Here is a 25,038-nt window from a genome sequence, read left to right as displayed (position 1 = left end):
GAGACTACCTCTTTTCAAATATTATGATCATTAGCAGACAAGTGAAATAATTTCTTCTGCACTCTCATGAGGAGTCTTATCTTTGGTATAAATAATATGCTTAGCCAGTATATAATTAGATTCATGCTCTACAAAATGAGTGTTGATGTCGAGGCTTTCTCTTTCATTTAGAATTCTTAGTGACTCAGCCTGATCTTGAGAAGGTAAAATTAAGAATATGTTCTTCTCATCTTGTAATACATGCTCTATGATCGAGAATAGTGTTGGATCTTCATATACAGAATGTCCACCACCGAAATCTATGACATGATCTTTGTATTCCTGAACAATCCTCACAACAGCATGCGCTTCAAAAGGCTTCCAATACTTATAGACACCTTCAAAACCAAAGTTACTTCTAATGACTCTTTCTTTATCCTTGCTATATCCTAGTTCCTCATAAAATTTCCATCGTACATCATCCACACAACATCGAGGACGTCCTAATTGTTGCGATAAAATGTCTGCTAACGTTGACTTACCTGTTCCAACTGGACCAATTAGAATGATATTAGACATGATTATCTCTCCCTTCTTGTCAAATCCGAGAAATTCTAAGGTGCCCCTCCGATCCCTAGATTCTATATAAAATCCTTTAATTGGAATATAACATTCGTTTTACCTTTTCAATCCATCGTCCTTCTGTGTCCGCGATTAATGTATTCCAAGAGAGTTCCTTGGCAGGTTCCATATTCTTGTTCTGATCATCTATGTACATCACCTGTAGCACCGGGTTCAATTTAGCATTAACGATTGTATAGACCTCAGGATCTGGTTTGCACAATCCAACTGAACTTGATATTGTAATGCTCTTGATATAGGGTCGTATAGGTTCTAGCAAGGGATCTAGCCATTCTCTACGATGATTACTAAGAAGATGAATGTCGGCTACTTCACTCCAACAAGGAATATCATCGAATGCTGGTAAAGTCCTCAAGTGTTTATACAACATAGATTGGGCTTCATGGATTTCAAGCGATGGACATTGTCTAATTATCCATTCCCAAAACGCTTCCTCACTTATCTTTCCCGTCCAAAGTAACTCGCGTATTTCATGCTTAAATTGATTATGTAAGAACTCATAAGAAACGCCCGCTAATGCAGACATCTCCACCCAATATGTTGGCAAAAGATTGGTTACGATGACTCCTGCAACATCAAGAACGAATTGATATTTAATCATATTTCTTGAGTTCCAATCTCGCAACAATATCTCTTATCTCACTTAACTCTTTAATCGTCCATGTTGAATCCATAGGTTGATTATACAATTCATCTTTTTTCCAAATTGATCTCATACCCACATTAAGGCAGGCTTCAATATCATTATTAGGGTGATCTCCTACATATATGGACTCTTCAGGCTTCACGCCAAGCTCATTCGCAGCCCTTAAGAATATTTCTGGATTCGGCTTTCTTATTCCTTCACGTTCTGATATCAGAATCACTTCAAAATAATGACTGATTTTCAAGGATTGTATATTATTATCCTGAAATCTCTCATATCCATTTGTGATCACACCCAATTTCAAATTCTTTTCTTTTAAGTAATTCAGCATTTCAACCATCCCAGGAAATCCAACACAATGGTACTGAAAGCCTTCAATATAATCATCCAATAGAACTTGCCGGTCTAACTTGACCTCAAATTCATCAATTAGAGATTGATACACACGATCTTTCCACACATAACCTCTTTCATCTAATTCAATAAAACGTTGAACCCACACTTCTTTTTTTACATGTTGAAATGCGTCATAACGGTCATATTGATGTTCAACGAAATTCTTTAATGAAAGATCACGATTGAGTAAGGTACCATCAAGGTCGAATATTATCGCTTTTAGAATATTTCTCATCCTTTCGTGACCGACTAGGAATCGCAAAGATTGCTGATGTTTTTAACTTTATCGGCTTGTCCTAGCCATGTTATAAATTCAAATCCTATTCTGGATTAGTAGGCGTCGGAACAGCGGGATTATTATCCCCACCCATTCTCCTTCTAGATGTCTCTCTTGTTCCAACTGCTGGTACAATCACTCCTGCTTTGGCTAATCCTGATTTAGGCATGTTCACATAAACAGCTTCATACTGTTCAGGTTGAACTCTATATGTCTCATGATAAATTCCTACAGTCCCATCTGTTCCAACAGATGTATTGAATTTCTTCCATGTTGTAAGATGCGTCCCGCCCCTTGCATACGTCTCAAGCTGTTCGTATGTTCTCCAGTATTGTATAAGTGTGATTCCTCTCCAATTCAAAAGGAATTCTGTACTAATAAATCCAATCTCAGGATTCTGGTATAACTCTTTAATCATAGGCCCCATTGCTGAAGCTACAGGAATCCATTTATGCAACGCAAATAATCGATTAATTCTCATCCCGATAATAAAAACTACAAACGGACCCTCCATTTCAGCTGCAAATCTACCTGGCATTACTTTTGCCATAGAAGTCACCCCTTATATGATTTCATCTTACTTGCCCTATTAACAACATGACCCGACCTCAGATAAGTTTCTATCTTAGACCGGTTCATGTGTAGTTTAACTGTTTCATGAGGATACTTCAGACATTCAGAAAACAAAATAAAGGTAGCGATATTCCTTTGTTATCCGAATACCTATTATATTTTATTTCACAATCCTTCTTCCTAATTCATGACCTAATAAGACGATTGGTAGCAACATCACTCCCACAGGTATACTCAACCAAACCTCTCCCCATGTTACTAACCCCTCATTAATCAATCTATTTAACAGATACAACGTATAAGGCAGTACAATGAGCACAGCACTTACTACCCCTGGCGTATACATCTTCATATAGATGGATTGCCCTACATGCGTAAATACGTGTATTAAAAACAACGTGTTAAAAGATAAGAAGATAAACAACTTTCCTTGCTCTGCTGCTATAAAAGTAAATGGAATAAATAGAATTAACTCAAGTAATACAGCAACTGCAAATTGGCCACTCGTAATATTAAGTAGCTTTCCTAGCCTCTTTCTTATCCTTCTAGGCACCGTATTCATGACATGATTTCTGTTTTTCTTAATCCACACTTCAACCCATATTATTTCCTCTAAATCATGAAGCACAAAGGCAATGATGAATAACCATACAAGTGTTAACGTAGTCATGTCATCCTCCCCAACCGAAGTACTTTGAAATTCCTTATAATATAGTTGAATCCAGAGAACACTGTCAGACCAACAGCTATAAGCATAAGAATATAATCAATTCTAACGTAGTTAGCAAATCAAAAGGATAGTTGTCTAATCATATAGCTACGAATAGCAACGCGAGATTGATTCTATGCCCCTTTCAGATGATATGAAATGACGACAATGCTGATCTACACTATGAATCGCTTTCCTTTGATCTCTTGGCTCTTGTTCAGCCGTAATTTATTGTTATTCACTTCAAATTCTTAATATGTTCTGACTCATAAGATCCATCTTTAAATATCAGACAATTCAACTGCAATCCATAAGCACACCCGCCATCTATCCCAATCTTATCTTGATCAAACCAGATGTCTGCGGATTTCTGAAGTTCAATCGTTCTGGTATGTCCAAAGATAACTGTCTTGTCAGCAGTAGACTTCCAGCGGTGGAATTCCGACTTAATATACATGAAATCATGCGCTGACTGCTCTTCCAATTATTATATTTAGGGTTTAGACCCGCATGTACATATATATGCTCTTTATCCTCATGATATAAAGGTAACGATTCAAGAAAATCAATATGTGTAATAAAGTGGCTTCTGATAAAATCTATAGCTTCTTGAAATTGACTCTCATCCATTGAACTATTGATGAAATCACAATAACTTTGAAGGGTCTGTAACCCTCCATGTTCTAGAAACTTCGACTTCACTATCGGGTTATCTGTTCTTATGAGATCAACCAATCTCTGATCATGATTACCACGTAAAGCAATCACATGATGGTTCTTGACTAAGTCTATTACTCTATCGACGGTTTCCCTACTCTTTGGTCCTCTATCCACATAATCACCTAATACAATCAATTGATCATTAGACGATTGGTAATTAACAAATTCCAACAATTCATTAAATGGATCCAAACATCCATGAATATCACTTATCATTAGAATTCTTGTCATCGTTACCTCCTATATACAATTGAGATTTATACTTTCAATTTCTTTTCATAGCATATACTGGATTCACAAGCCACATATTCTCCAAATCTATCTATTTGATAGTACCCATTCTTTCTATAAAATGATAAGGCTTCCGTTTGCGGTTCACCCGCTTCTAATTTAATACATGTATATCCCAATGTCTTAGCTCTAAGCTCGAGCTCCATTAATATCTCATATGCAATGCCTCTATTTCTAAAATCTTGTTCCACGAAAAATCTCTTCAACTCCGTACTTTCCTTGTCTATCTCTCTAATTGCTCCACAACCAACTGGCACCTCATTTAAATATGCAACAATAAAAGTAATGTCATTTACCTTGGGCTCAGAGAAATCAACACCGAAGATCTCTTCTGCTGGATATTTCTGTAACAGATATTCATCTAGCTTCTTTATAATGATGGCTAAATCTGCATGATTGGATGATACCTCAACGATCTTTATGGTCATATTGTTAGATCTTTCCGATATATTTTGGTGAAATCTCCGCTAGGCTTCGGTGCTCTCTCTATAAAATCCCATCCAGATCTTTCATAATAATCATCATGAGTCGTAATTAAATACAACTCGTTATATCCTAATTTCTTCGCTTCTTCTATGACACGATTTTGCAGTTCTCTTGGTATTCCCTTACCCCTATGCTCTTCGCTTACATATAGGCATGCTAACCAAGGGGAAAGATCCTGTCTGAAGGATAGGTCATTCATCCAAAAAGATACTGTTCCTACAGCTTCTTCACCTTCAAGCGCCACAAAAGTCATAGGTACACGATCTGTCTGAGAATTATGTGATACGGCATATCTAACATTCTCGATTGGCTTGTCACTAGCCCACTGCTTCCAAATCCACTGGCAAACAGTTTCATAGTATTCCATTCTATCTGCTAAATTAATAATTTGAATTCCCATCATGATTCCCTCTTTTCTAGTTCTGTCCGTTCTTTATAATCTCACATAATTCCTTCATCAAAATAATCCACTTCCATGTTTTCTCTTACAATTCTACTTAATCCTTCTTTATATGAAGGCATTAGCACTAATATTTCGGATTGTTCGATATCTACCCATCTCGAAATTTCTTTCGCGTCTATTCTAATGAAAAAACACCTACCTCCGCTACTTAAGGGGGCAGGCATTAATTCCTTAGATACCTATCTATTTATGATTTCCTTCTAAATAGCTTTTTGAATATAACAAGCAGACATACCATCATTATGATCGGGAATATAAACAATATAATAATAAAAGCATATATATTCTCCGTTACTAATTGAGTAATATCCTGCATTGTTATCACCTCTTGTTTGATCTCTAAGCTATACATTTATTTTATGGTTATTCGAATGATATATTCATTATTATTTTTCAAATTCTCCGCTGGTTATCACACCTACCACGTTAGATTGTTGATCCCACACTACCTTTGAATCAAATCCTTCAGCTATAGCCCTCAGGGGTACCCAAGTTACTCCATCTTTAAAGAACGGGGGACTTTTCAATTCGATAGTTTCACCATTCTTCTTCATTGTAGCGCTACCGATGGTTAAATAAATCGTATATTTATTACTTTCAAGAATAATCAGATTTGGAATCGCACCCTCCAAGAATCCAAATTTCAGTTCCGGATTGAAGTTCAAAGATTGTACAGGAACAAATACAGTATTACCCACTACCCTCGGTGAGAATTTAGATGTAACGTTGGTCCCATTCAACTCAATTTCTACATTTGGCTGCGCCATTGCAGTTGAAGACCATACTAGTAACATATTAATCATAAATAATAGTGTAAGGACTCTTATCTTCATAAAGAAGATTCCCCTCCATAATAATAATTTTGGCAACTACTAATTCTTCTTTTTATCTATATCATCCGATTCTAATTCTATAAATTGTTCTAGTTCTTCTTCAATCTATTACAGCAATAAGGGTCATTTATTGATCCTCTCAATTCGTTATATTTCTAGCAGACTTCATCAGAAATAAATCCCTTAATTTTCATGTTAACATATCTCGGATTCTCTAAACTAAGCAAATGACGGTTCAATTATTTCTGCTCCTAATCCCATTCCACAGATAATATATTACGTTCTGTCCGTCATTTAAAAATAAGCTCTTTCATATAAAGCATAGATGAATATATTAAAATAAGTCCCATAATCAAACATATAGCAATCAAACTATAATTAATTACTAACAAAGGCACTGTAAACCATGCAAGTGTAATCTCTTCCAACTTAATTGATGCCGATTGCAAAGTAATTAAGTTCACAATAATAAATATGCTATTTAGCTTTATTACCCCATACAATGGTTTTTTTGCGTGTTCAAGAATATATTCACGACGTTCATATTTATCCCTATGTCCTGCATGAGTAAGTCCTTTTATATAATGTTCCCATCTGAAAGCTCCCACACTTGCAACTAATGCTGCAATAGATAAGGTGGAGGTAATGTTCACTTGCACAAATGTTTGGATAAATTCACTTATATCTACTCTACTTATTATTTGTATAGCAAAAAACATACCGAAAATAATAGCTGAAATGACACATACGAATATCTCGAAATAATGCCTTTCACTTTGTTTTTTATTTTTAATTTCGCTTTTAACGTTAGTTTCCCTTTTCATTTCACTTTCACTTTTACTCTTTATAGTCTCTGAACGTGGTTGCATTTCACACCTCTGCATATTGCTCTCTTAGATTTAGTATTGCGTGTTACCCCTCTATTATACTCCATAATATCCCATGACATTGTAAGAAGTTCAGGCAACAAAAAAAGACATACTGCTCCTTAGAGCAATCTGTCTTCTATTACTTGGCGCCTCCCTTTTAAAACTTCAAAAGGATGCCTTACAAACACTCTTTATCTTCAGATCCACTAGTCCCGATAAATGGCTTCTCCTGACGGTGCTAGTTCCTTATTCATAGGGCCTCCTATCTCGTTTCGAGTTAATCTTCCAGTTCAATATTTGTTATTTATCTGAGAAAGTAAGACCTTTAACATCTAGCGCGAGACGAATTTGTTTAATTGCATTCGGACCTATGCCATGTAGTTCCTTAAGTTCCTTTTCACTAAGCTTCGCAACCTGCTCCAATCTTGATAGACCACGATTAGCAAGTGCACGTAACGCTGGTTTAGCCAATCCTATTGGCAAATCACTCTCTTGTATATTATTCGAATTCACTTCCACGATGGGTTCCTCCCTATCAAGACCTATATGAATTATATATGGAAATTGTGGTGAGTTGAGATGTAACGTATGTTCGATTCCTTCTAAAAAATGACCCAGCCTAAGATAGTACTCCTATCATAAGTCAGGTCATATATTATCTTCAAGTATTAACCACAAATCCCCTTGCCCACCCTAATCCATAAATCAGTACATGGTAGTTACAGTAATCGAATACTCCCTAATTGCATGCTGTCGCACTCTTGTTACAATACTGGGCTAATTAGTTATTACTAAGATATGGCCCTGCATCTCTTTAGGTCCAACTACCCGTTGGCGGGTTGTACTCACCTTTATGGACTAGAGCTACCCACTTGGTCAAGCTCTATTCGATTACAATAATCTTTAATCTCTCTTTATTTATTACTATTATTCAGTTCATTCCATTCACTTAGATACGGTACATATCCAATATCCTGTGGTTCGTCTTCTAGCAAACATATAAATTCCAATTCATTTCCATCAGGGTCATTGAAATAAACAGCAGCTGCGGGCATCCACGTATGAACGACTGGCTCAACAGCCTCTTTACCCACGGAGTTTAAAGGTTGTATCCCTCTCTCCGTAAGCCATTCCATAGCTTTCATTAAATCACTCAGATCAACACCAAAAGCGAAATGCCGTTTACTCACTTCAACTCCGGTTGGAACTTCCCGAATCCCTAATAGTTGTCTACCCTTCCCAATGTAGAAGAAAGCCATTTTTCTTTCACTGATGACTAACGCACGCTCTAATCCTAGCTTCTCAAAGAATGAAATAGAGGTTTTGAGATCCTTAACTTGTAAATGCGTTTCGTATAAATTCTTAATCATCTAAGCTGTTGCTCCTTTACGCGTCTATTAATTCAATCGTCCAATTCTTTTCTTGAATTCTGAAATCAAGTTCTCGGTAATACTGAATCGATCCTACACTAGCTCAAGTCGATTGCGATATGTACCTATTATAAGTTCCACTTAAGCCAACCCCTAGTAAAATATGGTCTTTAGTTGTCTTATTGGGAGTCTTAACTATCTTAACATAATCCGCTCTGACTAGTTTAAAGCACTTATTTCAAGCGCGACTATCCGAAGGTATTATATCGTCGTGCAGTCCTTATTTTTTCTCGAAATTCCAAAAAAATAATTGTAATAATCTTCATCTTGGCTTCTATTTATGATAGAATAGTTTAGTTGGGCTTAAATAACTGTGACTCTAGGGGAAAGTTAATCTATCAGGTTTTAGGAGAAATTATATAAAGATTTTATATATTTTTCAAATCAAGAACCCTCCTTTCTCACTGAATGGAGGGTTCTTGTCGTTTGTGATTATTTAGGAGGATGTAACTATGCATTTATTGCCGCGGGAAATTGACAAGCTTATGATCGTGGTCGCAGCAGATCTAGCTAGGCGCCGGAAAGATAGGGGCTTGAAATTAAATCACCCCGAAGCTGTCGCCCTTATCACTTATGAAATCATAGAAGGTGCGCGTGACGGAAAAAGAGTTGCCGAATTGATGGAGTACGGAGCTTCTATTCTGACTCGAGATGATGTCATGGAAGGGATTCCTGAAATGATTGATGACATCCAAGTAGAAGCCACCTTTCCTGATGGAACCAAATTAGTGACCGTTCATAGCCCGATACGCTAACTAGAAAGGAGCCTTATATGATACCAGGAGAATATATTTTAAAAGACGAAGACATTGTTTGTAATGAGGGCCGCGAAATATTTACGATTTCCGTTACGAACATAGGGGACCGTCCTATTCAGGTCGGATCACATTTTCACTTTTATGAAGTAAATGAAGCGCTTCAATTCAATCGAGAAGAAGCTTACGGCAAACGGCTCAATGTCCCTGCTGGAGCGGCCGTTCGTTTTGAACCCGGAGACGGGAAGGAAATACAGCTTATTAATTTTTCAGGAGAACGCCGTGTTTACGGGTTCAATAATAAAGTCGATGGAAAATTAGAAGGTGAGGTTTCCGTATGAGTTTTAGAATGTCCCGAAAGCAATATGCTGAAATGTATGGCCCAACAACAGGTGATTCGATCCGCCTTGCGGATACAGATATATTTATTCAAATTGAGAAAGACCACACTTCTTATGGTGAAGAAGTTGTATTTGGCGGAGGCAAAGTGATCCGAGATGGCATGGGTCAGCACCCTCTTGCAACCCGTAAAGAAGGTGTAGCAGACACCGTCATAACCAATGTCATTATTTTAGATTACACAGGCATTTGCAAAGCGGATCTCGCAATTCGAGATGGTAAAATATTTGGTATTGGTAAAAGTGGAAACCCTCTCATTACCGATAACATCGATATTATCATTGGTACTGCAACCGAAATCATTGCTGGAGAAGGCTTAATTGTAACCGCTGGAGCGATCGATACCCATGTACATTTCATTAACCCGAAGCAAGTAGAAATCGCATTATCGTCGGGTACGACGACACTAATCGGTGGTGGTACAGGGCCTGCTGCGGGATCTAAAGCTACGACGGTTACTCCGGGTGAATGGAACATACACCGAATGCTTGAAGCCGCTGAAGGCTTGCCTATTAATATTGGATTTACAGGTAAAGGACATGCTGCATCCATCGAACCATTAGCCGAACAAGTCAGAGCTGGCGTGATCGGTCTAAAAGTCCATGAAGACTGGGGCGCTACCGGATCATCCCTAGATTACGCTCTGCAAGTAGCAGATGAGTACGACATTCAAGTAGCCCTTCACGCAGATACATTAAATGAAAGTGGCTTCATGGAAAATACGATGGCTGCTGTGAAAGATCGAGTCCTTCACATGTACCATACGGAAGGCGCAGGCGGTGGACATGCACCTGATTTAATCAAATCAGCTGGTTATATGAACATTCTGCCTTCTTCAACGAACCCCACGCTACCCTATACGATTAATACGATCGATGAACACCTTGATATGGTTATGGTTTGTCATCATTTAAATCCTTCTGTACCCGAAGATATCGCTTTTGCCGATTCTAGAATTCGAAAAGAAACCATCGCAGCTGAAGATATCCTTCACGATATGGGTGTATTCAGTATGGTTAGTTCGGATTCCCAAGCCATGGGTCGTGTAGGCGAAGTTGTCCTGCGCACATGGCAAGTAGCTGACAAGATGAAGAAACAACGTGGTCTCCTTGAAGGAGATAGCCAATATGCAGATAATAACCGTGCGAAGCGCTATATCGCCAAGTACACGATAAACCCAGCCATCACGCACGGCATCTCAGAACATGTAGGCTCTATCGAAGTTGGTAAAATGGCCGATTTAGTCATATGGAATCCGAAGTTTTTCGGCGTAAAGCCAGAAATGGTGCTTAAAAATGGTCTTGCTGTTATTGGATTAATGGGCGACGGCAATGCTTCAATCCCAACACCACAGCCATATATTTATCGTCCTATGTATGCTCAATTCGGCAAAGCGCTAGCAAGCAGTTCTGCAACCTTCATCTCGCAAGCAGCTTTTGACGCTGGAGTACACCACAAACTTGGACTTGAGAAAATAATTCTGCCTGTTGGTGGTATTCGTACATTAACGAAGAAAAGTATGAAATTAAATTCAGAAACACCTGATATTACGGTAGATCCACAAACTTATGAAGTAAAAGTAAATGGAGAATTGCTGACATGTGATCCGGTCGATATCGTACCGATGGGCCAGCGATATTTCCTATTCTGAGGTGAAAGAACATGATTATTGATAAAATTGTAACCAACTTAGATAAAATGGATAAAGCGGAAATTGAAAAACGCCATATTGAAAAAGTATACCTAGAAAGCGCACATTTAATGAAGCGCATCCAACGTGTAACAACAGATCATGGCAACGAACTGGGCATACGCTTAAGTGATCATCGAGATCTGGTAGCTGGTGATGTATTGTACATGGATGATCATAATATGATCATCATTGATGTCACATCAGATGATCTCCTAGTCATTCAACCAAGGAGTATTCTAGAAATGGGAACCATCGCTCATCAACTTGGTAATCGCCATCTTCCAGCGCAATTTGAAGATAACGATATGTTGGTTCAATATGATTATTTAGTTGAAGAATTACTTCAACAACTTGGAATCCCTTTTAAGAGAGAGGAACGAAAAGTTAAACAAGCATTCCGTCATATCGGCCATAGTCATGAATAACAATCTCCTCTCTTTATTTCAGCTATGCGATTCTAACTTTCCTATCGGGTCATTTAGCCATTCTTTTGGACTAGAGAGTTATATTCAGGAAGATAAGGTTCATAATCAGGAGACATTTCTTGGTTGGCTCAAAGTGTATTTGCATGAGCAGCTCGTCTATTCAGACGGGCTCGCCTCACGTCTCGTGTATGAAGCCCTCGTAGATAACAATATACAGGAGATTTGGCGACTCGATCGCCTATTAACAGTCCAGAACTTGCCGAGAGAAACCCGAGAAGGAACTCAGATGATTGGGGATCGGATGCTTAAACTGACGGAGACCCTATACGGTCTGCCTATACTTTCTCAATATAGAGAAGAAGTGAAAAGTAAGAATGCTTTCGGTCACCCTGCTATTGTGTTCTCGATGGTAGCTCATGGGCTTCATGTAAGTAAACAAGATACGATCCTCTACTATTTGTACTCTGCTATTTCTAGTCAAGTCCAAAATGCAGTACGCGCCATCCCTCTTGGACAAACAGCAGGTCAAACCATTACTCATCAATCTATACCCGAATTAACCCAAGCTGTAGAGACAATCATGGCACTTTCCTATGATGATTTCGGAATGGTGTCTCCAGGTATTGAGCTATCTCAAATGAAGCACGAACGTGTTCATCTACGAATATTCATGTCTTAATTTACAGAAATTTCATATAAGGAAGTGTTTACATGAATCCCATCAGAATCGGTGTTGGAGGACCTGTTGGCGCAGGTAAAACGATGCTTGTAGAAAAATTGACTCGCCATCTTGAGAACGAAATTAAAATGGCAGTTGTCACTAACGATATTTACACGAAAGAAGACGCGAAATTTCTCATTCAAAACGGCGTTCTTCCTGAGGACCGGATCATTGGGGTAGAAACAGGGGGTTGTCCTCACACTGCCATTCGTGAAGATGCTTCAATGAACTTTGCGGCCATTGATCAATTGATTGAGCGTCACCCTGATGTTGAACTTATCTTTGTTGAAAGTGGTGGCGATAATCTTGCAGCTACGTTCAGCCCTGAACTTGTTGACTTCTCCATTTATATTATTGATGTCGCACAAGGGGAGAAAATCCCTCGTAAAGGTGGACAAGGTATGATTAAATCTGACTTATTCATCATTAATAAGACCGACCTTGCTCCCTATGTGGGTGCCAGCCTCGAAGTTATGGCGGAGGACACGAAAGTATTCCGCGGTAATAAACCTTTCTTCTTCACTAACTTGAAGGATGAAACGGGACTGTCCGAAGTCATGGACTGGATTAGGCAGCATGCTTTGCTAAAAGGGTTAGAGTAATATGACAGATTGGACTGGATCTTTATCTTTAGACTTGGAGGATCGACTAGGAAAAACGGTTGCAAAACGCGTGTACTTTCAAGGTGCATTCAAAGTGATGCGGCCGATTTACGCTGATGATTCTGGACAAGTCTGCTATTACCTTCTTAATCCTGGTGGCGGTTATTTAGACGGTGATCGATACAAAATGGAAATATCAGCCGATGAAGGATCCAAAGTTACTTTAACGACACAATCAGCGACGAAAGTATATAAAACACCAACAAGTTATGCGTATCAAGAAGCCGAAATCAACTTGAAAAAGGGTAGCTATTTGGAATATCTCCCCGATCCGTTGATCGCTTATGAGAATGCTCACTATAAGCAGAGAAATATTGTTCATATGGAGCGTGGAGCAACGTTCCTGTATACAGATATTCTCACGCCTGGATGGTCTCCGAGTGGAGAGAAATTCAGTTACGATACCATTCAGTTAGTGACAGAAATTTATTGGGACGGTAAACTTGGCGTATTTGACCACATCAAGTTAGTACCGAAGCAACAGAATATAACTGGGCTTGGATTCATGGAAGGCTATACACATCTAGGTTCTATGATTGCAGTGAGTGACCAAATGGATAATGTACTCCTCGATGCGCTGTATGAAATGATTCAAGCAGAAGAAGCAGATTTTTCATTTGGGATATCCAATTTAGCTATACCTGGATTCAGCCTACGAATTCAGGCGAACGCTACCCAGACCATCGAGCGAATATTAAACCAATGTCATACCATCATCAGCGAAAAGTGGAATAATCGTCCTCCAAGTTCTTTACGTAAATATTAATACAAATTTCATATTGTCCTATTATGCCAAGGAACAACCGAATCGCTACGTGTTATGATGGTTCGATAACCGAAAAGATGGTTAAGTAGATACTTTCATGAGAGGAGATACAATATGACTGAAGATAAGAATGCTGATCCTTTACTTGAGGATTTCGAGGTTGAAACATTGTTTGAGAATCGTGTGCATGAACGACTTGCGTTCACTTTTAAGGTTGAAGGCGAGGAATTCAAGGGACACTTTCATAACGATGAGATTCTGTGGCTTAACCCTCACCCGAAACAAATGATTGGTGTGATTAAAGTAGATAAGATTGAATCTACCATACACTCATTAATGAGGCATTATGGAATTTCGAAAGAAATTCAAGGCCTTACCATAAAACCAATGTTTGAAGATACTGCACATGAGCGTCAGCAATTCTCTCTTCAAGTGCAGGGAGCAGAATACAAAGGTTTTGTTCACAAGGGAGACATCCAATGGTTTCATCCTCAACCTCAGCAAAAGCTTGAAGACGATCTTGTACAAGTCATGGAATCTGAAATCCATGAAAAAGTAGCGCAACATGAACTCAATAATAAAGAAAATCCAGAGTAATTTAGTATTATAGCCCTCGTGTAACTCTCCAATAAATAAAAACAAAGAAGGCCGTTCGAGAATACATTCTCGTTACGGCCTTCTTTGTTATCCACTAAAGTCAATGATGCGATGACAAAGCCTTTGCATCAGCTTCACCTCATGCGTGACAACAATAATCCCCATCTCTCGCTTCTTAGCAATTTCACTGACAGCGTGCCAGATTTGAGCTTGTGTGATGGCATCAAGCATCGTTGTCATTTCATCTGCAATGAGAAATCGAGTATTCTGTCCCAACGCCCGGGCTACACAAAAGCGCTGCATCTCTCCCCCCGATAGTTCATGGGGCCAGCGTGTTAACCACTCTTGTTCAATTCCTAATAATGCTAACAATTCTTCGTCAGGATGATATCCTTCATGAAGTATCTTATGCATTTTCCACCTTGGATTAATCGCTTTCTCCGGATGCTGAAGGACCATTTGGACAGGATGATACCCTTTCTTAGGGATCGGAGCACCATTATAGGTCACTGTTCCCTCCAAAGGGGTCTCATAACTCGATAGAATTCGGCACAAGGTTGTTTTCCCTCGGCCACTCGGGCCGGTAATACCCACTACTTCTCCTGGTTCTACCGATAAATTCACACCACGAAATAACCACGGTCCATCATCATATCGAAACCCGATATCCTTTGCTTCAAGTTGCATGAATACACCTCACCATTCCATCCCTAAGATTCCGTATGTCCGGTTGGGCCTCCCAACATTCAGGTGTAGCCATTTCACATCGTGGTGCAAACAGACAGCCCGTTGGTAATGCGCTAGGATGAGGTTGCGATCCTGGAATAGGAATGAAATCATTCTGAGGCAATGCTCGCCACAAAGCCTTACTATATGGATGCCTTATAGCTTCACTCTGCCCTAGGAAATCCTCCACCTTTGCAATCTCAACTGTCGTTCCTGCATAAAACACGGCAATTTTATCAGCAATTTGCAGCGCCGATTCAATATCATGCGTGATTAACATGACTGCACAACCTTGGTTTGCGAACTCTCTAAACTGATCTAGTGCTTCCTTGATGACAACAGGATCAAGGCCTGGTGTAGGCTCATCCGCAATAATAACCTTTACTCCACTTACCATAGCCGTCGATAGTAGTGTCCTCCTTGCCATACCTCCAGAAAGTTGAAATGGATACATCTGTTCAACCTCTTGTCTCAGGTGGAGGCGTTCAAAGACCGCCCGTTGCGCTTTCACGGCATCGCCTTTCTTCACAGATGTCCGGACTTGACTGCCAACGTGCATCAGTGGATCTAGAAAGTTCACGGATTGAGGGACAAGTGCAATCTCCTTACCTCTTACCGCCTTTTGACGAGCAGATGTAAGCTCTTCTCCCTCAAATGTAATCACGCCACTGACACTTGCATTGCTTGGGAGTATTCCTAGAATCGCATGTGCGAGTAAACTTTTCCCTGATCCACTTGCACCCACAACGGCAAGAATCTCACCTGCCTCAAGGGTTACATTCAGACTGGATATTACCTTATGATTGGTCTGTTTAAGTCCAGCTGTATATTGTTTAAATGAGACTGATAAATTTTTCACTTCAAGAATAGACATTCGTTAACTCCTCTTCCTATCGAACGCAGTATACTCCTTAATCGCGATTGCCATTAGGGTCTGTGAGCAACCTTAGATTGTCTCCAATAGAATCAAACATTCTCACAATCATTAGCAAACAAAGTCCTGGGAAGAAGGCCAGCCACCACATGCCTGAAGATAAGTATTTCATCGATTCAGATAGAATAATTCCAATCGCGGGCTCATGCGGGGACAGACCTAATCCTATAAACGTAACGGCCGCCTCATGCAAAATAACATGGGGAAACAGTAGCATAAAACCAATTAGAAATTGCGGTACGATATGTGGAAGAATATGATGCACAGCAATCCACCATCTAGGTTTCCCCATTCTTTGAGATACCTGAACAAAATCAGCAGACCTTATTTGCATCACTTCTGCCCGAATGAGTCTAGCAAGCGTTGGCCAATGGGTTAACGTTAATCCAATCACGATCCCTTTAAACCCTCCCCCTAATGTAAAAGCGATTAGAATTAGGGTTACGAGGTGAGGGACACTCAGAAATAGATCAATCAGCCATGAAATAATACGATCCGCCGTTCTCCCCATTGTAGCAGCCGCCATCCCTAAGATCAGCGCAATGAACGCACTTCCAATAGCCCCAATTAGTCCGACGCCTATACTTAAAGTGAGTCCCATGACCGTACGTGTGAACATGTCTCTTCCTAACCAATCCGTACCAAAGAGGTTATCTATGGACGGTGGCGAATTTCGATTCGTAAGATTCGTTACAATTCTACCCTCATCCAGAAATAAACCACCTAATATGACAATGATAATAACACTAACGGAGATCAACACCTTCATGAGTGCCCATTGCTTACGATTCAGAGGGAATTTCTTTAGGATTGATGTCATGCCTTCCTCCCCTCCCTCGTTCTCGGATCTAATACACGATAGCTAATATCAGCAAGTAAATTCCCTACAAACACAAACATCGTAGTAAAGATTACGATTCCGAGTAATAGAGGAACATCCCCTCTTAGTCCTGCGTCAACCGTAGCCTGTCCAAGACCAGGGTACGAGAATACTTGCTCAGCCAATACCGCTCCACCAAACAATTCACTGAATGCTGCGAACTGAAGCGTAATTGCTGGCAATGCAACATTGCGTAATCCATGTCTCCAAAACAACATAAATCCTTGTTCTCCTCTTGCTCTAGCGAATAAAACATAGTCACTTGCAAGAACATCAATCATCTTTTGCCGTGTATGGAGAGCCACATTGGCAACACCAACAATACTAAGTGTCAGAGCGGGCAGAATGAGATGCTGAATTCGATCCATGAGCGTAACATCTTCGGCCAAGACGCCAGCTGGAACCCCCATTCCAACAGGGAACCATTGCAGCCACACAGCAAATACAATGAGGATAAGAAGCCCCATCCAGAAGGTAGGCGTAGAAGCTAAGGTGAAGCAATACCATTTGATGATACGATCTACCCAAGTCCCTTTTTTCATAGCTGCGACAACACCCATCACAAAGCCAATCACGCCTGATACAACCCAAGCGGATAACATGAGAGCTAGGGAGTTCAAGAATCGTTCACCAATAACATCAATCACCGGGCGACGATAGATCATGGAGGTTCCTAAATCACCGGACAGGACAGCAGAACCCCAATGCATGAACTGCACCATGATCGGCTGGTCTACTCCCCAATATTCAGCGATTTTGGCCCGTTGCTCAGGCCCTACCTTCAACATATCCGCACCGATGTAGGCTTGAATGGGATCAATCGGAGAGTTCTTCACTAACAAAAAGGATATAAAACAGATGGCAACTAATAACGTAGCCATCCGTAATCCTTTCCACAATATAAATAATACAAGCTTACGATCTATCCATTTACGCACATTATTCCGCCCATTTCCATTCCACGATATTATCTGTTGCAGGCCACCCGTGCCCATGAACGTGGATTCTTTGATCGCCGATATCAAGTTCATCTTTCACGAAATACAAATGATTAATATTGACCAACCAAGCCCATGCAGCATCACCTTTTGCACTAAGACCCGTTACACCATCCCATTGTGCCTTTTTCCAAAACTCATTAGCTTCTGCTTCCGTCCTTGCTTGAAGGGCTTGTTCGAAATATCCATCGACCGTCTTATTCGAATAAAAACCGGTGTTGTAGTACTCAATTCCAGCCGTCTCCGTACTATATATATTATATATTTCATGAGGATCATGGCTTCCCCAACCTAGAAGAACGGGATTGGCATGCATTTTCTGAGAAAGAATATCCCAGCTCCCACCTTCAATTTTGATATTTATTCCTAACGGTTTCATCATATCAGCAACCGTAATCGCAAGAGATTGTCTAATCGCATCATTCGCTAAATAATACAAGGTGAACTCCGCCTTCAAGCTACCCTTCTCAACGATTCCATCCCCATCTGTATCCTTCCAACCGGCATTCTCTAATACCTTCTTCGCACCGTCTATATCACCATCTGCAATGACAGTCTCTGGATTCCACCAAGGAAGTCCATCTACAGAAGTATAAGCTTTCGTTCCCTGTCCTTCTAAGATCCCATCGACAAGGGCTTGACGATCTACCGCGATATTAATAGCATGGCGAATCGCTGGATCTGCTGTTACATCATTACCGATAGGTAAGCCATCTTTCGTAACACTTCCTGATTTCACAAATGGAAATGCGATACCTCTGTTATCCACGGTCTGAATGGATTCTAACCGCATACCGGGTACCTTCTGTTTACTAAATGCAGCCGGTATATAGGCAAGGTCAACGGTTCCTGCTTGTGCCGCAGCAAACGATGCATCCTCGTTTAAGAATAGAAAAGTGATCTTCTTGAAATACGACTGTTTATCATAATATTCCGGATTCGCTTTGATAATCACCTGTTGGCCCTTGTCCCATTGTACGAGTTGATAAGGTCCAGAACCTATCGGATTCTCAGCGTAATCTTTACCATAGGCATGTTGTGGGATTATACCTGTTCCTATAATGGTATTAACAAAGGTGGATTGGGGTTCTTTCAACGTAAATCTAACGGTGTAATCATCTAAGGCTTCTACTTTACTCATACTATTAAGATCAACAACTGACCCATTGTTAGTCGCTGTTTCATATGTAAAGACAACATCCGCAGCCGTTAAAGGTTGTCCATCCGAGAACTTCACATCTTCACGGAGTTTCACTGTCCAAACCTTACCATCCTGACTTACTTCATAACTTGTTGCAAGATCATTTACAATATTAAGCTTGTCATCTCTTTTTAAGAGAGTACTTTGGAATAGTGGTGAGCCATATCGCCCCCAGCCTGTTGTTGGGTCAAACCCTGTCTCTGGTTCAGAATCAAAAGCTAACACCAACTCGTCCTTTTTCTCTTGACTACTCACGCTATTCCCAACCTCAGACGGAACTGGCTTGGATGAATTACAACCTACTAACATTAAAGCGGATACAGCAATTAATACAATAACTCCAACTAACTTCTTTCTCATCTGTCTCACCTCATCATTAAAATTGCACTCAAAAATACCTTACTCATTAAAGTAAGGAATACATTGGAAGCACCAACATCGATTAGCACTCAAAAAACGGTATTCCATTCATCCATTTACTTATTACAAGGATGTCCTTAAAGTCTTTCTAAAAGAGTTGTTATAGGAGATATTACATATTGCGAATATAGAGAAGGTAGCTTCAGTCGAAATTCCTTAACCTATCTTAATAGCTTATCTAGTAATTGGCAACTATTATCCTAGTGAATGGCGTGGAACAACCCATTAAAAGTAGCTCCGGGGTTACTGAAGCTACTTTTATCATTCGTTATTAGAGTTATTAGGATTATTAAGGTTAACTATCTGTATGGTTTGAATAAGATTCTAACCAAGCTCAGGTGGATAGCGATACTTCGTTGTCTGTTCGAAGCCGTATGCAATTTGGATCAACGTAGGTTCACTAAATGCTTTGCCAGAAAATACAACGCCAAAAGGACCCTTCGTTGAATCACCATCGGAATCAACGACTCCTGTTGTTGAATACCCTGCCGGAACCGTAATCAACGGATATCCCAATCGTGCGGCGATATACATCCCATCCACATCTCCAGGTAACATTAATGCATCTAAATGGTGTTGTTCTAACACATAATCTATACCCTGAGTAAGCGCTAGCGCATCATATTTTTGTTTCTTCTGACGATACTCTTGCTCAGTCAATGTGGTTGCTGCTGACCTGATCAGCGTATCCTGCCCATATTTCAAAGCAACCTCGGCATGGTTCTCATTATATTCGATTAGTTCCTCCAAAGAGTGAACCGGTACGGAATCCGATAATTGCGATAAATATTGATCGAGACCTGTTTTAAATTCATAACAGATTACGTCATTATTCCAATGGTTATGTTCTATGTGAAGACTAACGGGATCTACAATCGTAGCACCCGCATTTCTCAATGTCAGTATCGCTGCTTCCATTATAGCCAATCTTTCTTCGTCTAAATGCATATAATAATGTCTAGGAATACCTATTCTTGCTTGCCTTATAAAGTCAGCATCTAAGAAAGGGGTATAGTCGCCGTAAGAACGCCCTTCGCTCGAACGTGTCTCATTATCTTTGTCGTCAATGCCCGTTAATGCTCCTAACATCATAGCCGCATCCGTAACGGTCCTAGCAATGGGTCCCGGCGTATCTTGGCTCGCCGAAATAGGAATGACCCCCGCTCTGCTAACAAGTCCCACCGTCGGCTTGATCCCTACAAGGAAACTTTGGCATGCAGGACCCACAATAGATCCAGCCGTTTCCGTACCGATTGCCGCCGCTGCAAAGTTCGATGCTACAGCTGCCGCTGATCCCGAACTCGATCCACTAATGAATACCTCACCTGGCCCATAGGGATTGAGCACGAGTCCTCCTCGTGAACTGTAGCCTGCTGGCATAGAACTCGACATAAAATTCGACCATTCGGACATATTTGCTTTCCCAAGTATAACCGCACCTGCTGCTCGGAGCTTAGATGCCACGAATGAATCCTTTGCAGCAAAAGATTCAGCTAAAGCTAAGGAACCCGCACTCGTATGCATGTTATCGCCTGTGTCCAAATTATCTTTCAATAGAATCGGAATACCATGTAACTTCCCACGACTTCCCGTTTCTTGGCGTTCTTTATCTAAATCCCTCGCAATTTGTATCGCATCTGGATTGATTTCTAATATTGAATTAATATCTGTATCGTACTTATGTATTCTATCTAAGTATGCTTGTACTAAATCTTCCGAACTTATAGCACCTGATTCCATAGCCGCTTGCATGCTCCTCATATCTGCTTCTACAATCCATTCTTGGAGATTAATATCCACTCAAGTCACTCCTTTGGGTAAATATGGTTTTAATATTCTCAACTAACTTACCATACTTATTTAACGCAACAACATGGAAAGATTGATTATAACGATATTAGGCTAATACACTTTCAAAATTACACATTCCTGACGTTCAATCGGACATTCGATACTACCATTATATTACTATGATTAAAGAGCTTGACCTCTACGGTGCTAGCATACTATAATTTCGTTTATTATTATGAATATGCAATGAGCGACGACAAGAACATTATTAAGCCGGTCTCCCTGTGAACAGAGAATCAGTGGTTGGTGCGAACTGATACAAAGATTAGGTGAATTTCATTCTTGGAGCTTTTTTTATACTGTATCTTAATTGAAATGAGTATAGAAACGGATTAAACCGTTATTTTAACCAAGTGGGAGACACGTATTGTTTCCAATTAGGGTGGTACCGCGTGAATAGCCACGTCCCTATCGTTAAAGATAGAGATGTGGCTTTTTTGTCTTTTTCATTATATAGAAGACATAATAAATATAGATTGGATTGATAAGCGTGCAAACAACAGAGACAGAGCAATGGTCATCGAAAATCGGTTTTATTTTATCAGCAGCAGGTTCAGCAATAGGGGTAGGCGCCATATGGAAGCTTCCTTATGTTACGGGTATCAGTGGGGGCGGTGCATTCTTCCTTCTATTTATTATGTTCTCTTTATTTATGGGTTTCCCCTTGTTATTAGCAGAGTTCATTATTGGTAGAAGCACGCAAAAAGAAGCCATTAGCGCTTATCGTAGTCTAGCTCCTCATACGCAGTGGCATTGGATCGGAAAGTTAGGGGTGTTCACCTGTTTCCTACTATTGTCTTTCTATAGTGTCATTGGTGGTTGGATCGTTATCTATTTCGTAAAAGGATTGTTCGGTGGAATCATTAGTGAAGGCGCGGATTATGGATCGGTCTTTAACGTAACGATAGGCAATCCAATCCTGGTAATTGGGGCTCAATTCGTATTTCTGGCTGTTACCGTATTAGTTGTGGCTAAAGGGATTCAGAATGGCATTGAAAAAGTCAGTAAAATCTTAATGCCCACGTTATTCGTACTATTCATTGTACTAATCATTCGCTCACTTACACTCGATAACGCGATGGAAGGTGTGAAATTCTTTCTAGCACCTGATTTCTCGCGTATCACATCTCAGAATATTCTGTATGCGATGGGTCAAGCTTTCTTCGCTTTAAGTGTCGGAGTATCTGTAATGGTTACCTATAGTTCATATCTTTCCAAAAAAGAAAGCTTAATCCAACCGGCGATTTCAATCGTCGCCATGAATTTATTGATCGCCTTATTGGCGGGATTAGCAATCTTCCCAGCTGTATTCTCACTAGGTTTAGAACCCGCTGAAGGACCTGGGTTGTTGTTCGTTGTATTGCCTGCTGTGTTTGATCAGATTATATTTGGAGAAGTGTTCTTATTATGTTTCTTAGCATTATTCCTATTTGCCACATTAACTTCGGCGTTCTCAATGTTAGAAATCATTGTAGCTTCTACTGTTAAAGGACAAGATGGGAAGAGAAAGAAACATGCATATATTGTTGGTGTTCTAATCTTTGCGGTGGGAATCCCCTCTGCCTTATCCTATAGTGTTTTTAGTGATATTCTAATCTTCTCGAAGAATTTATTTGATTCCGCCGATTACTTAGTAAGTAATATATTAATGCCACTAGGCGTGTTATTAATCTCTATCTTCGTACCCCTTAAGATAAAGAAAAGTACCTTGCGGGAAGAGCTATTACAGCATTCTCGGTTAGGGGCTACGGCATTTAATATATGGTTTTTCATTATGAGGTTCGTTATTCCGTTAGTTATTATTGTTGTTTTTCTTGATATTACGGGGATATTGGATCGAATTGTTGCGGTTTTTTAGTGTGGAAGTAGGAACCACTGAGCGTTTGTGTGATTATTAAGAGGGAAATGAAAAGTGTTGGGAGTTGGCAGAGATTTCTGCTTGGCTTCCAGCACTTTTTCATTCTTAACTATTCATTCACTTCTGAATTAAGGTTTAGTTTCTCATTTTTCTTCTCAATGAGATCCATACTTATTGCAATACCAATTACACCACCGAATATAAGTTCAAAAATGGTTATAGGATACGTAATAATAATCAATAATCCAACTGAGCTATTACCATCTATAATTTCCCTAAGAAAGAATAACCAGATAAAATATAAAAGAAAGGTGTCTATAATAAAATTTATTAATGAGTATACAATAGTAATCCATCTCGCTTCAGATACATAGGCGGTTAAAATAATAGAAACAAATAAAAAGAAAAATAAACCTGCTATTACTAGATTCCCTGGTCTTTGCTCCGTAAAATAAAAGAAAAATGCAATACTAGCAAGGTACGGTGCTGCTACTAATTGAGTTTTCAAGAAATGCTTCATTGTAGCCTTGACCCCATATTTTTTCTCACTATTTCCAAAATTTCTACCGGACCGATGGCCGAATGGCCCGATACATTTAACTTCTTATTTCGATCCTTCCATAGAGCCTACTAGCTCTCCTTATTTTACCGAATGGCGAGTTCAAGAACGGGGCAATACCCTCCATGTATATTCTTACAGTTCAGATGTACTTGTATTTTTTATCTTTAATTTTATTTAATCTTTCATTCCTAATTGCAATGAGTTTTTCTTTATATTGTTTTTCTTCAAGTTTCCTTTTAATTTCCATTTCCATTTCCATTTCTATTTGTAATACTTTTTGACAATTCTCTTCCTCTCTATCTTTTTCTATATCTTCTAATATTTTTATAATATGATTTGTATTGGATTTGGATATATTTCCAAACCCAATCCTTATACTTATAATATTTGCTATGACTTCAAATGCTGCCAATAGTATTACCAATATCTCACCTAGAGATAGTTTTCTATCAATCAGGCTTAAACTAAATGATTTTGTAGCTTCATCATATTGCAAGTAAAGTGTAAGAAAGGTAAGCAAACCATAGAAAATCACTTTCATAAAGTCAACGACAAGTCCAATAGGCTCCCAGTATCCTTCTCTTTTTCGCATGCTATAAGCAGGTATAAGTCCAAACAATAATACAGCTACGACAATACCAATTAATTGCCCTTTAAATTCATCGGCAGGGGCAAAGAAAATATTCATCTTGATTCACCTACATATTTATATTATTCTGCGAATTACTCTCCAAATTACTCTTTTCTAATTCGATCTTAACTAGATTTTATTTCAGCTGCCTTTTGGTATTTCTCAGATGCTTGCTGATTGAGCTCTCCCGCTTCCTCCCCATCCTTGCTCTTGGCCATTTCCCTTAACGCATTCCCCCAATTGATATACGCTTCGTGCTTATCCGGTTTGATTTCAACGGCCTTTGCGTATTTCTCAAAGGCTTGCTGATACAGTTTTTCTGCTTCCTTTCCTTCCTTACTCTTAGCCCAATTCATCAAATCAATCCCCCAGTTGTAATACGCTTCGTGCTTGTCCGGTTTGATTTTAACGGCCTTTGCGTATTTCTCAGAGGCTTGCTGATACAGTTTTTCTGCTTCCTTCCCTTCCTTGCTCTTAGCCAAATCCCTTAAAGCAATCCCCCAGTTGTTATACGCTTCGTGCTTGTCCGGTTTGATTTCAACGGCCTTTGCGTATTTCTCAAAGGCTTGCTGATACAGTTTTTCTGCTTCCTTCCCTTCCTTGCTCTTAGCCAAATTCTTTAAAGCAATCCCCCAGTTGTTATAC

General features: G+C 39.6%; 31 protein-coding genes and 1 other annotated feature. Of the genes, 9 read left to right on the top strand and 22 right to left on the bottom strand.

From position 1 onward, the window contains the following. Window positions 1–30 precede the first annotated feature (30 nt). From PBAT_RS11660 to PBAT_RS11600, 13 genes are all read right to left on the bottom strand, one after another. Window positions 31–558 carry a shikimate kinase gene (locus PBAT_RS11660; RefSeq protein WP_246168313.1) on the bottom strand — a complete coding sequence of 176 codons (528 nt, stop codon included), beginning with the start codon at window positions 556–558 and terminating at the stop codon, window positions 31–33. 76 nt (window positions 559–634) lie between these two features. Continuing rightward, window positions 635–1,222, bottom strand: a complete 588-nt coding sequence (locus tag PBAT_RS11655) for an HAD family hydrolase (RefSeq protein WP_068649720.1) — start codon at window positions 1,220–1,222, stop codon at window positions 635–637. After that, window positions 1,215–1,898, bottom strand: coding sequence for an HAD family hydrolase (locus PBAT_RS11650; RefSeq protein ID WP_246168314.1), 684 nt, complete (start codon window positions 1,896–1,898; stop codon window positions 1,215–1,217). The genes PBAT_RS11655 and PBAT_RS11650 overlap by 8 nt, the downstream gene beginning before the upstream one ends. Window positions 1,899–1,983: 85 nt before the next feature. Continuing rightward, window positions 1,984–2,490, bottom strand: coding sequence for a DUF4188 domain-containing protein (locus PBAT_RS11645; RefSeq protein WP_068649718.1), 507 nt, complete (start codon window positions 2,488–2,490; stop codon window positions 1,984–1,986). Window positions 2,491–2,673: 183 nt separating this feature from the next. After that, window positions 2,674–3,183, bottom strand: a complete 510-nt coding sequence (locus PBAT_RS11640; RefSeq protein ID WP_068649716.1) for an HXXEE domain-containing protein — start codon at window positions 3,181–3,183, stop codon at window positions 2,674–2,676. Between the two features lie 366 nt (window positions 3,184–3,549). Next, window positions 3,550–4,173, bottom strand: a complete 624-nt coding sequence (locus PBAT_RS11635) for a metallophosphoesterase family protein (protein ID WP_246168315.1) — start codon at window positions 4,171–4,173, stop codon at window positions 3,550–3,552. Between the two features lie 26 nt (window positions 4,174–4,199). Then, window positions 4,200–4,661 (bottom strand): GNAT family N-acetyltransferase, encoded by a 462-nt coding sequence (locus tag PBAT_RS11630; protein ID WP_068649714.1) that lies wholly within the window; start codon window positions 4,659–4,661, stop codon window positions 4,200–4,202. Further along, window positions 4,658–5,119: a GNAT family N-acetyltransferase gene (locus PBAT_RS11625; RefSeq protein WP_068649712.1), complete on the bottom strand. Its 462-nt coding sequence runs from the start codon at window positions 5,117–5,119 to the stop codon at window positions 4,658–4,660. The genes PBAT_RS11630 and PBAT_RS11625 overlap by 4 nt, the downstream gene beginning before the upstream one ends. Before the next feature lie 41 nt (window positions 5,120–5,160). Continuing rightward, the gene (locus PBAT_RS25605) at window positions 5,161–5,346 is read right to left on the bottom strand and encodes a hypothetical protein (RefSeq protein ID WP_068649710.1); all 186 of its coding nucleotides are present in this window, start codon (window positions 5,344–5,346) and stop codon (window positions 5,161–5,163) included. Window positions 5,347–5,568: 222 nt separating this feature from the next. Further along, window positions 5,569–6,015, bottom strand: a complete 447-nt coding sequence (locus PBAT_RS11615) for a copper amine oxidase N-terminal domain-containing protein (RefSeq protein WP_068649708.1) — start codon at window positions 6,013–6,015, stop codon at window positions 5,569–5,571. A gap of 290 nt (window positions 6,016–6,305) precedes the next feature. Beyond that, window positions 6,306–6,884, bottom strand: a complete 579-nt coding sequence (locus tag PBAT_RS11610; RefSeq protein WP_149466246.1) for a hypothetical protein — start codon at window positions 6,882–6,884, stop codon at window positions 6,306–6,308. A gap of 300 nt (window positions 6,885–7,184) precedes the next feature. Then, window positions 7,185–7,403 (bottom strand): helix-hairpin-helix domain-containing protein, encoded by a 219-nt coding sequence (locus PBAT_RS11605; protein WP_246168317.1) that lies wholly within the window; start codon window positions 7,401–7,403, stop codon window positions 7,185–7,187. Window positions 7,404–7,798: 395 nt separating this feature from the next. Beyond that, the gene (locus PBAT_RS11600; protein ID WP_068649702.1) at window positions 7,799–8,254 is read right to left on the bottom strand and encodes a VOC family protein; all 456 of its coding nucleotides are present in this window, start codon (window positions 8,252–8,254) and stop codon (window positions 7,799–7,801) included. 512 nt (window positions 8,255–8,766) lie between these two features. On the opposite strand from PBAT_RS11600, the gene PBAT_RS11595 reads away from it, so the two are divergent. The 8 genes from PBAT_RS11595 to PBAT_RS11560 all read left to right on the top strand — a co-directional run bounded on the left by PBAT_RS11595 (window position 8,767) and on the right by PBAT_RS11560 (window position 14,332). Beyond that, window positions 8,767–9,069, top strand: a complete 303-nt coding sequence (locus tag PBAT_RS11595) for an urease subunit gamma (RefSeq protein WP_036651925.1) — start codon at window positions 8,767–8,769, stop codon at window positions 9,067–9,069. Window positions 9,070–9,086: 17 nt separating this feature from the next. Continuing rightward, window positions 9,087–9,410 carry an urease subunit beta gene (locus PBAT_RS11590; protein WP_068649700.1) on the top strand — a complete coding sequence of 108 codons (324 nt, stop codon included), beginning with the start codon at window positions 9,087–9,089 and terminating at the stop codon, window positions 9,408–9,410. Then, a complete protein-coding gene (gene ureC, locus PBAT_RS11585) occupies window positions 9,407–11,119 on the top strand; it encodes an urease subunit alpha (RefSeq protein WP_068649698.1) in 1,713 nt (570 codons plus the stop codon). Before PBAT_RS11590 ends, ureC begins: the two co-directional genes overlap by 4 nt. Before the next feature lie 11 nt (window positions 11,120–11,130). Beyond that, on the top strand, window positions 11,131–11,586 hold the full coding sequence (ureE, locus tag PBAT_RS11580) for an urease accessory protein UreE (protein WP_068649696.1): 456 nt from the start codon (window positions 11,131–11,133) through the stop codon (window positions 11,584–11,586). Then, window positions 11,579–12,265 (top strand): urease accessory protein UreF, encoded by a 687-nt coding sequence (locus PBAT_RS11575; protein ID WP_068649694.1) that lies wholly within the window; start codon window positions 11,579–11,581, stop codon window positions 12,263–12,265. Before ureE ends, PBAT_RS11575 begins: the two co-directional genes overlap by 8 nt. A 32-nt stretch (window positions 12,266–12,297) precedes the next feature. Beyond that, window positions 12,298–12,909, top strand: coding sequence for an urease accessory protein UreG (ureG, locus tag PBAT_RS11570; protein ID WP_068649692.1), 612 nt, complete (start codon window positions 12,298–12,300; stop codon window positions 12,907–12,909). A gap of 1 nt (window position 12,910) precedes the next feature. Then, complete coding sequence (locus tag PBAT_RS11565) at window positions 12,911–13,735, top strand: urease accessory protein UreD (protein WP_068649690.1); 825 nt, start codon at window positions 12,911–12,913, stop codon at window positions 13,733–13,735. 114 nt (window positions 13,736–13,849) lie between these two features. Beyond that, window positions 13,850–14,332: a hypothetical protein gene (locus PBAT_RS11560; protein ID WP_068649687.1), complete on the top strand. Its 483-nt coding sequence runs from the start codon at window positions 13,850–13,852 to the stop codon at window positions 14,330–14,332. An 87-nt stretch (window positions 14,333–14,419) separates the two neighbouring features. Here PBAT_RS11560 and PBAT_RS11555 read toward each other — a convergent pair whose 3' ends face one another. The 6 genes from PBAT_RS11555 to PBAT_RS11530 form a co-directional block, all read right to left on the bottom strand. After that, window positions 14,420–15,019 (bottom strand): ABC transporter ATP-binding protein, encoded by a 600-nt coding sequence (locus PBAT_RS11555; protein ID WP_068649685.1) that lies wholly within the window; start codon window positions 15,017–15,019, stop codon window positions 14,420–14,422. After that, window positions 15,009–15,932 carry an ABC transporter ATP-binding protein gene (locus PBAT_RS11550; RefSeq protein WP_068649683.1) on the bottom strand — a complete coding sequence of 308 codons (924 nt, stop codon included), beginning with the start codon at window positions 15,930–15,932 and terminating at the stop codon, window positions 15,009–15,011. Before PBAT_RS11550 ends, PBAT_RS11555 begins: the two co-directional genes overlap by 11 nt. Window positions 15,933–15,969: 37 nt before the next feature. Next, entirely contained in the window at window positions 15,970–16,812 is an 843-nt protein-coding gene (locus PBAT_RS11545; protein WP_068649681.1) for an ABC transporter permease, read from the bottom strand. Further along, on the bottom strand, window positions 16,809–17,810 hold the full coding sequence (locus PBAT_RS11540; protein WP_420848761.1) for an ABC transporter permease: 1,002 nt from the start codon (window positions 17,808–17,810) through the stop codon (window positions 16,809–16,811). Before PBAT_RS11540 ends, PBAT_RS11545 begins: the two co-directional genes overlap by 4 nt. A gap of 1 nt (window position 17,811) precedes the next feature. After that, a complete protein-coding gene (locus PBAT_RS11535) occupies window positions 17,812–19,431 on the bottom strand; it encodes an ABC transporter substrate-binding protein (protein ID WP_068649679.1) in 1,620 nt (539 codons plus the stop codon). Window positions 19,432–19,815: 384 nt separating this feature from the next. Then, entirely contained in the window at window positions 19,816–21,291 is a 1,476-nt protein-coding gene (locus PBAT_RS11530; RefSeq protein ID WP_068649677.1) for an amidase family protein, read from the bottom strand. Window positions 21,292–21,526: 235 nt separating this feature from the next. Further along, window positions 21,527–21,755, top strand: a binding site (T-box leader). Between the two features lie 77 nt (window positions 21,756–21,832). Here PBAT_RS11530 and PBAT_RS11525 point away from each other — a divergent pair. After that, complete coding sequence (locus tag PBAT_RS11525) at window positions 21,833–23,200, top strand: sodium-dependent transporter (protein ID WP_068649674.1); 1,368 nt, start codon at window positions 21,833–21,835, stop codon at window positions 23,198–23,200. Between the two features lie 109 nt (window positions 23,201–23,309). Here the strand turns inward: PBAT_RS11525 and PBAT_RS11520 are convergent, their stop codons facing one another. The 3 genes from PBAT_RS11520 to PBAT_RS11510 form a co-directional block, all read right to left on the bottom strand. Beyond that, window positions 23,310–23,720 carry a hypothetical protein gene (locus PBAT_RS11520; protein ID WP_068649672.1) on the bottom strand — a complete coding sequence of 137 codons (411 nt, stop codon included), beginning with the start codon at window positions 23,718–23,720 and terminating at the stop codon, window positions 23,310–23,312. Between the two features lie 181 nt (window positions 23,721–23,901). Next, a complete protein-coding gene (locus PBAT_RS11515) occupies window positions 23,902–24,450 on the bottom strand; it encodes a hypothetical protein (RefSeq protein ID WP_068649667.1) in 549 nt (182 codons plus the stop codon). A gap of 68 nt (window positions 24,451–24,518) precedes the next feature. After that, the coding region (locus tag PBAT_RS11510; protein ID WP_211267828.1) for a hypothetical protein at window positions 24,519–25,038 on the bottom strand (520 nt) is incomplete at its 5' end.

The organism is Paenibacillus antarcticus (assembly GCF_001637225.1).
Classification (GTDB): Bacteria; Bacillota; Bacilli; order Paenibacillales; family Paenibacillaceae; genus Paenibacillus_AQ; species Paenibacillus_AQ antarcticus.
This window is presented reverse-complemented; position numbering and strand designations above follow the sequence as displayed.

What these genes read in the sequence shown, in the direction of transcription:
- PBAT_RS11660 (WP_246168313.1), bottom strand. Translation starts at nt 558, where the DNA reads ATGTCTAATATCATTCTAATTGGTCCAGTTGGAACAGGTAAGTCAACG.
- PBAT_RS11655 (WP_068649720.1), bottom strand. Translation starts at nt 1,222, where the DNA reads ATGATTAAATATCAATTCGTTCTTGATGTTGCAGGAGTCATCGTAACC.
- PBAT_RS11650 (WP_246168314.1), bottom strand. Translation starts at nt 1,898, where the DNA reads ATGAGAAATATTCTAAAAGCGATAATATTCGACCTTGATGGTACCTTA.
- PBAT_RS11645 (WP_068649718.1), bottom strand. Translation starts at nt 2,490, where the DNA reads ATGGCAAAAGTAATGCCAGGTAGATTTGCAGCTGAAATGGAGGGTCCG.
- PBAT_RS11640 (WP_068649716.1), bottom strand. Translation starts at nt 3,183, where the DNA reads ATGACTACGTTAACACTTGTATGGTTATTCATCATTGCCTTTGTGCTT.
- PBAT_RS11635 (WP_246168315.1), bottom strand. Translation starts at nt 4,173, where the DNA reads ATGACAAGAATTCTAATGATAAGTGATATTCATGGATGTTTGGATCCA.
- PBAT_RS11630 (WP_068649714.1), bottom strand. Translation starts at nt 4,661, where the DNA reads ATGACCATAAAGATCGTTGAGGTATCATCCAATCATGCAGATTTAGCC.
- PBAT_RS11625 (WP_068649712.1), bottom strand. Translation starts at nt 5,119, where the DNA reads ATGGGAATTCAAATTATTAATTTAGCAGATAGAATGGAATACTATGAA.
- PBAT_RS25605 (WP_068649710.1), bottom strand. Translation starts at nt 5,346, where the DNA reads ATGCCTGCCCCCTTAAGTAGCGGAGGTAGGTGTTTTTTCATTAGAATA.
- PBAT_RS11615 (WP_068649708.1), bottom strand. Translation starts at nt 6,015, where the DNA reads ATGAAGATAAGAGTCCTTACACTATTATTTATGATTAATATGTTACTA.
- PBAT_RS11610 (WP_149466246.1), bottom strand. Translation starts at nt 6,884, where the DNA reads ATGCAACCACGTTCAGAGACTATAAAGAGTAAAAGTGAAAGTGAAATG.
- PBAT_RS11600 (WP_068649702.1), bottom strand. Translation starts at nt 8,254, where the DNA reads ATGATTAAGAATTTATACGAAACGCATTTACAAGTTAAGGATCTCAAA.
- PBAT_RS11595 (WP_036651925.1), top strand. Translation starts at nt 8,767, where the DNA reads ATGCATTTATTGCCGCGGGAAATTGACAAGCTTATGATCGTGGTCGCA.
- PBAT_RS11590 (WP_068649700.1), top strand. Translation starts at nt 9,087, where the DNA reads ATGATACCAGGAGAATATATTTTAAAAGACGAAGACATTGTTTGTAAT.
- ureC (WP_068649698.1), top strand. Translation starts at nt 9,407, where the DNA reads ATGAGTTTTAGAATGTCCCGAAAGCAATATGCTGAAATGTATGGCCCA.
- ureE (WP_068649696.1), top strand. Translation starts at nt 11,131, where the DNA reads ATGATTATTGATAAAATTGTAACCAACTTAGATAAAATGGATAAAGCG.
- PBAT_RS11575 (WP_068649694.1), top strand. Translation starts at nt 11,579, where the DNA reads ATGAATAACAATCTCCTCTCTTTATTTCAGCTATGCGATTCTAACTTT.
- ureG (WP_068649692.1), top strand. Translation starts at nt 12,298, where the DNA reads ATGAATCCCATCAGAATCGGTGTTGGAGGACCTGTTGGCGCAGGTAAA.
- PBAT_RS11565 (WP_068649690.1), top strand. Translation starts at nt 12,911, where the DNA reads ATGACAGATTGGACTGGATCTTTATCTTTAGACTTGGAGGATCGACTA.
- PBAT_RS11560 (WP_068649687.1), top strand. Translation starts at nt 13,850, where the DNA reads ATGACTGAAGATAAGAATGCTGATCCTTTACTTGAGGATTTCGAGGTT.
- PBAT_RS11555 (WP_068649685.1), bottom strand. Translation starts at nt 15,019, where the DNA reads ATGCAACTTGAAGCAAAGGATATCGGGTTTCGATATGATGATGGACCG.
- PBAT_RS11550 (WP_068649683.1), bottom strand. Translation starts at nt 15,932, where the DNA reads ATGTCTATTCTTGAAGTGAAAAATTTATCAGTCTCATTTAAACAATAT.
- PBAT_RS11545 (WP_068649681.1), bottom strand. Translation starts at nt 16,812, where the DNA reads ATGACATCAATCCTAAAGAAATTCCCTCTGAATCGTAAGCAATGGGCA.
- PBAT_RS11535 (WP_068649679.1), bottom strand. Translation starts at nt 19,431, where the DNA reads ATGAGAAAGAAGTTAGTTGGAGTTATTGTATTAATTGCTGTATCCGCT.
- PBAT_RS11520 (WP_068649672.1), bottom strand. Translation starts at nt 23,720, where the DNA reads ATGAAGCATTTCTTGAAAACTCAATTAGTAGCAGCACCGTACCTTGCT.
- PBAT_RS11515 (WP_068649667.1), bottom strand. Translation starts at nt 24,450, where the DNA reads ATGAATATTTTCTTTGCCCCTGCCGATGAATTTAAAGGGCAATTAATT.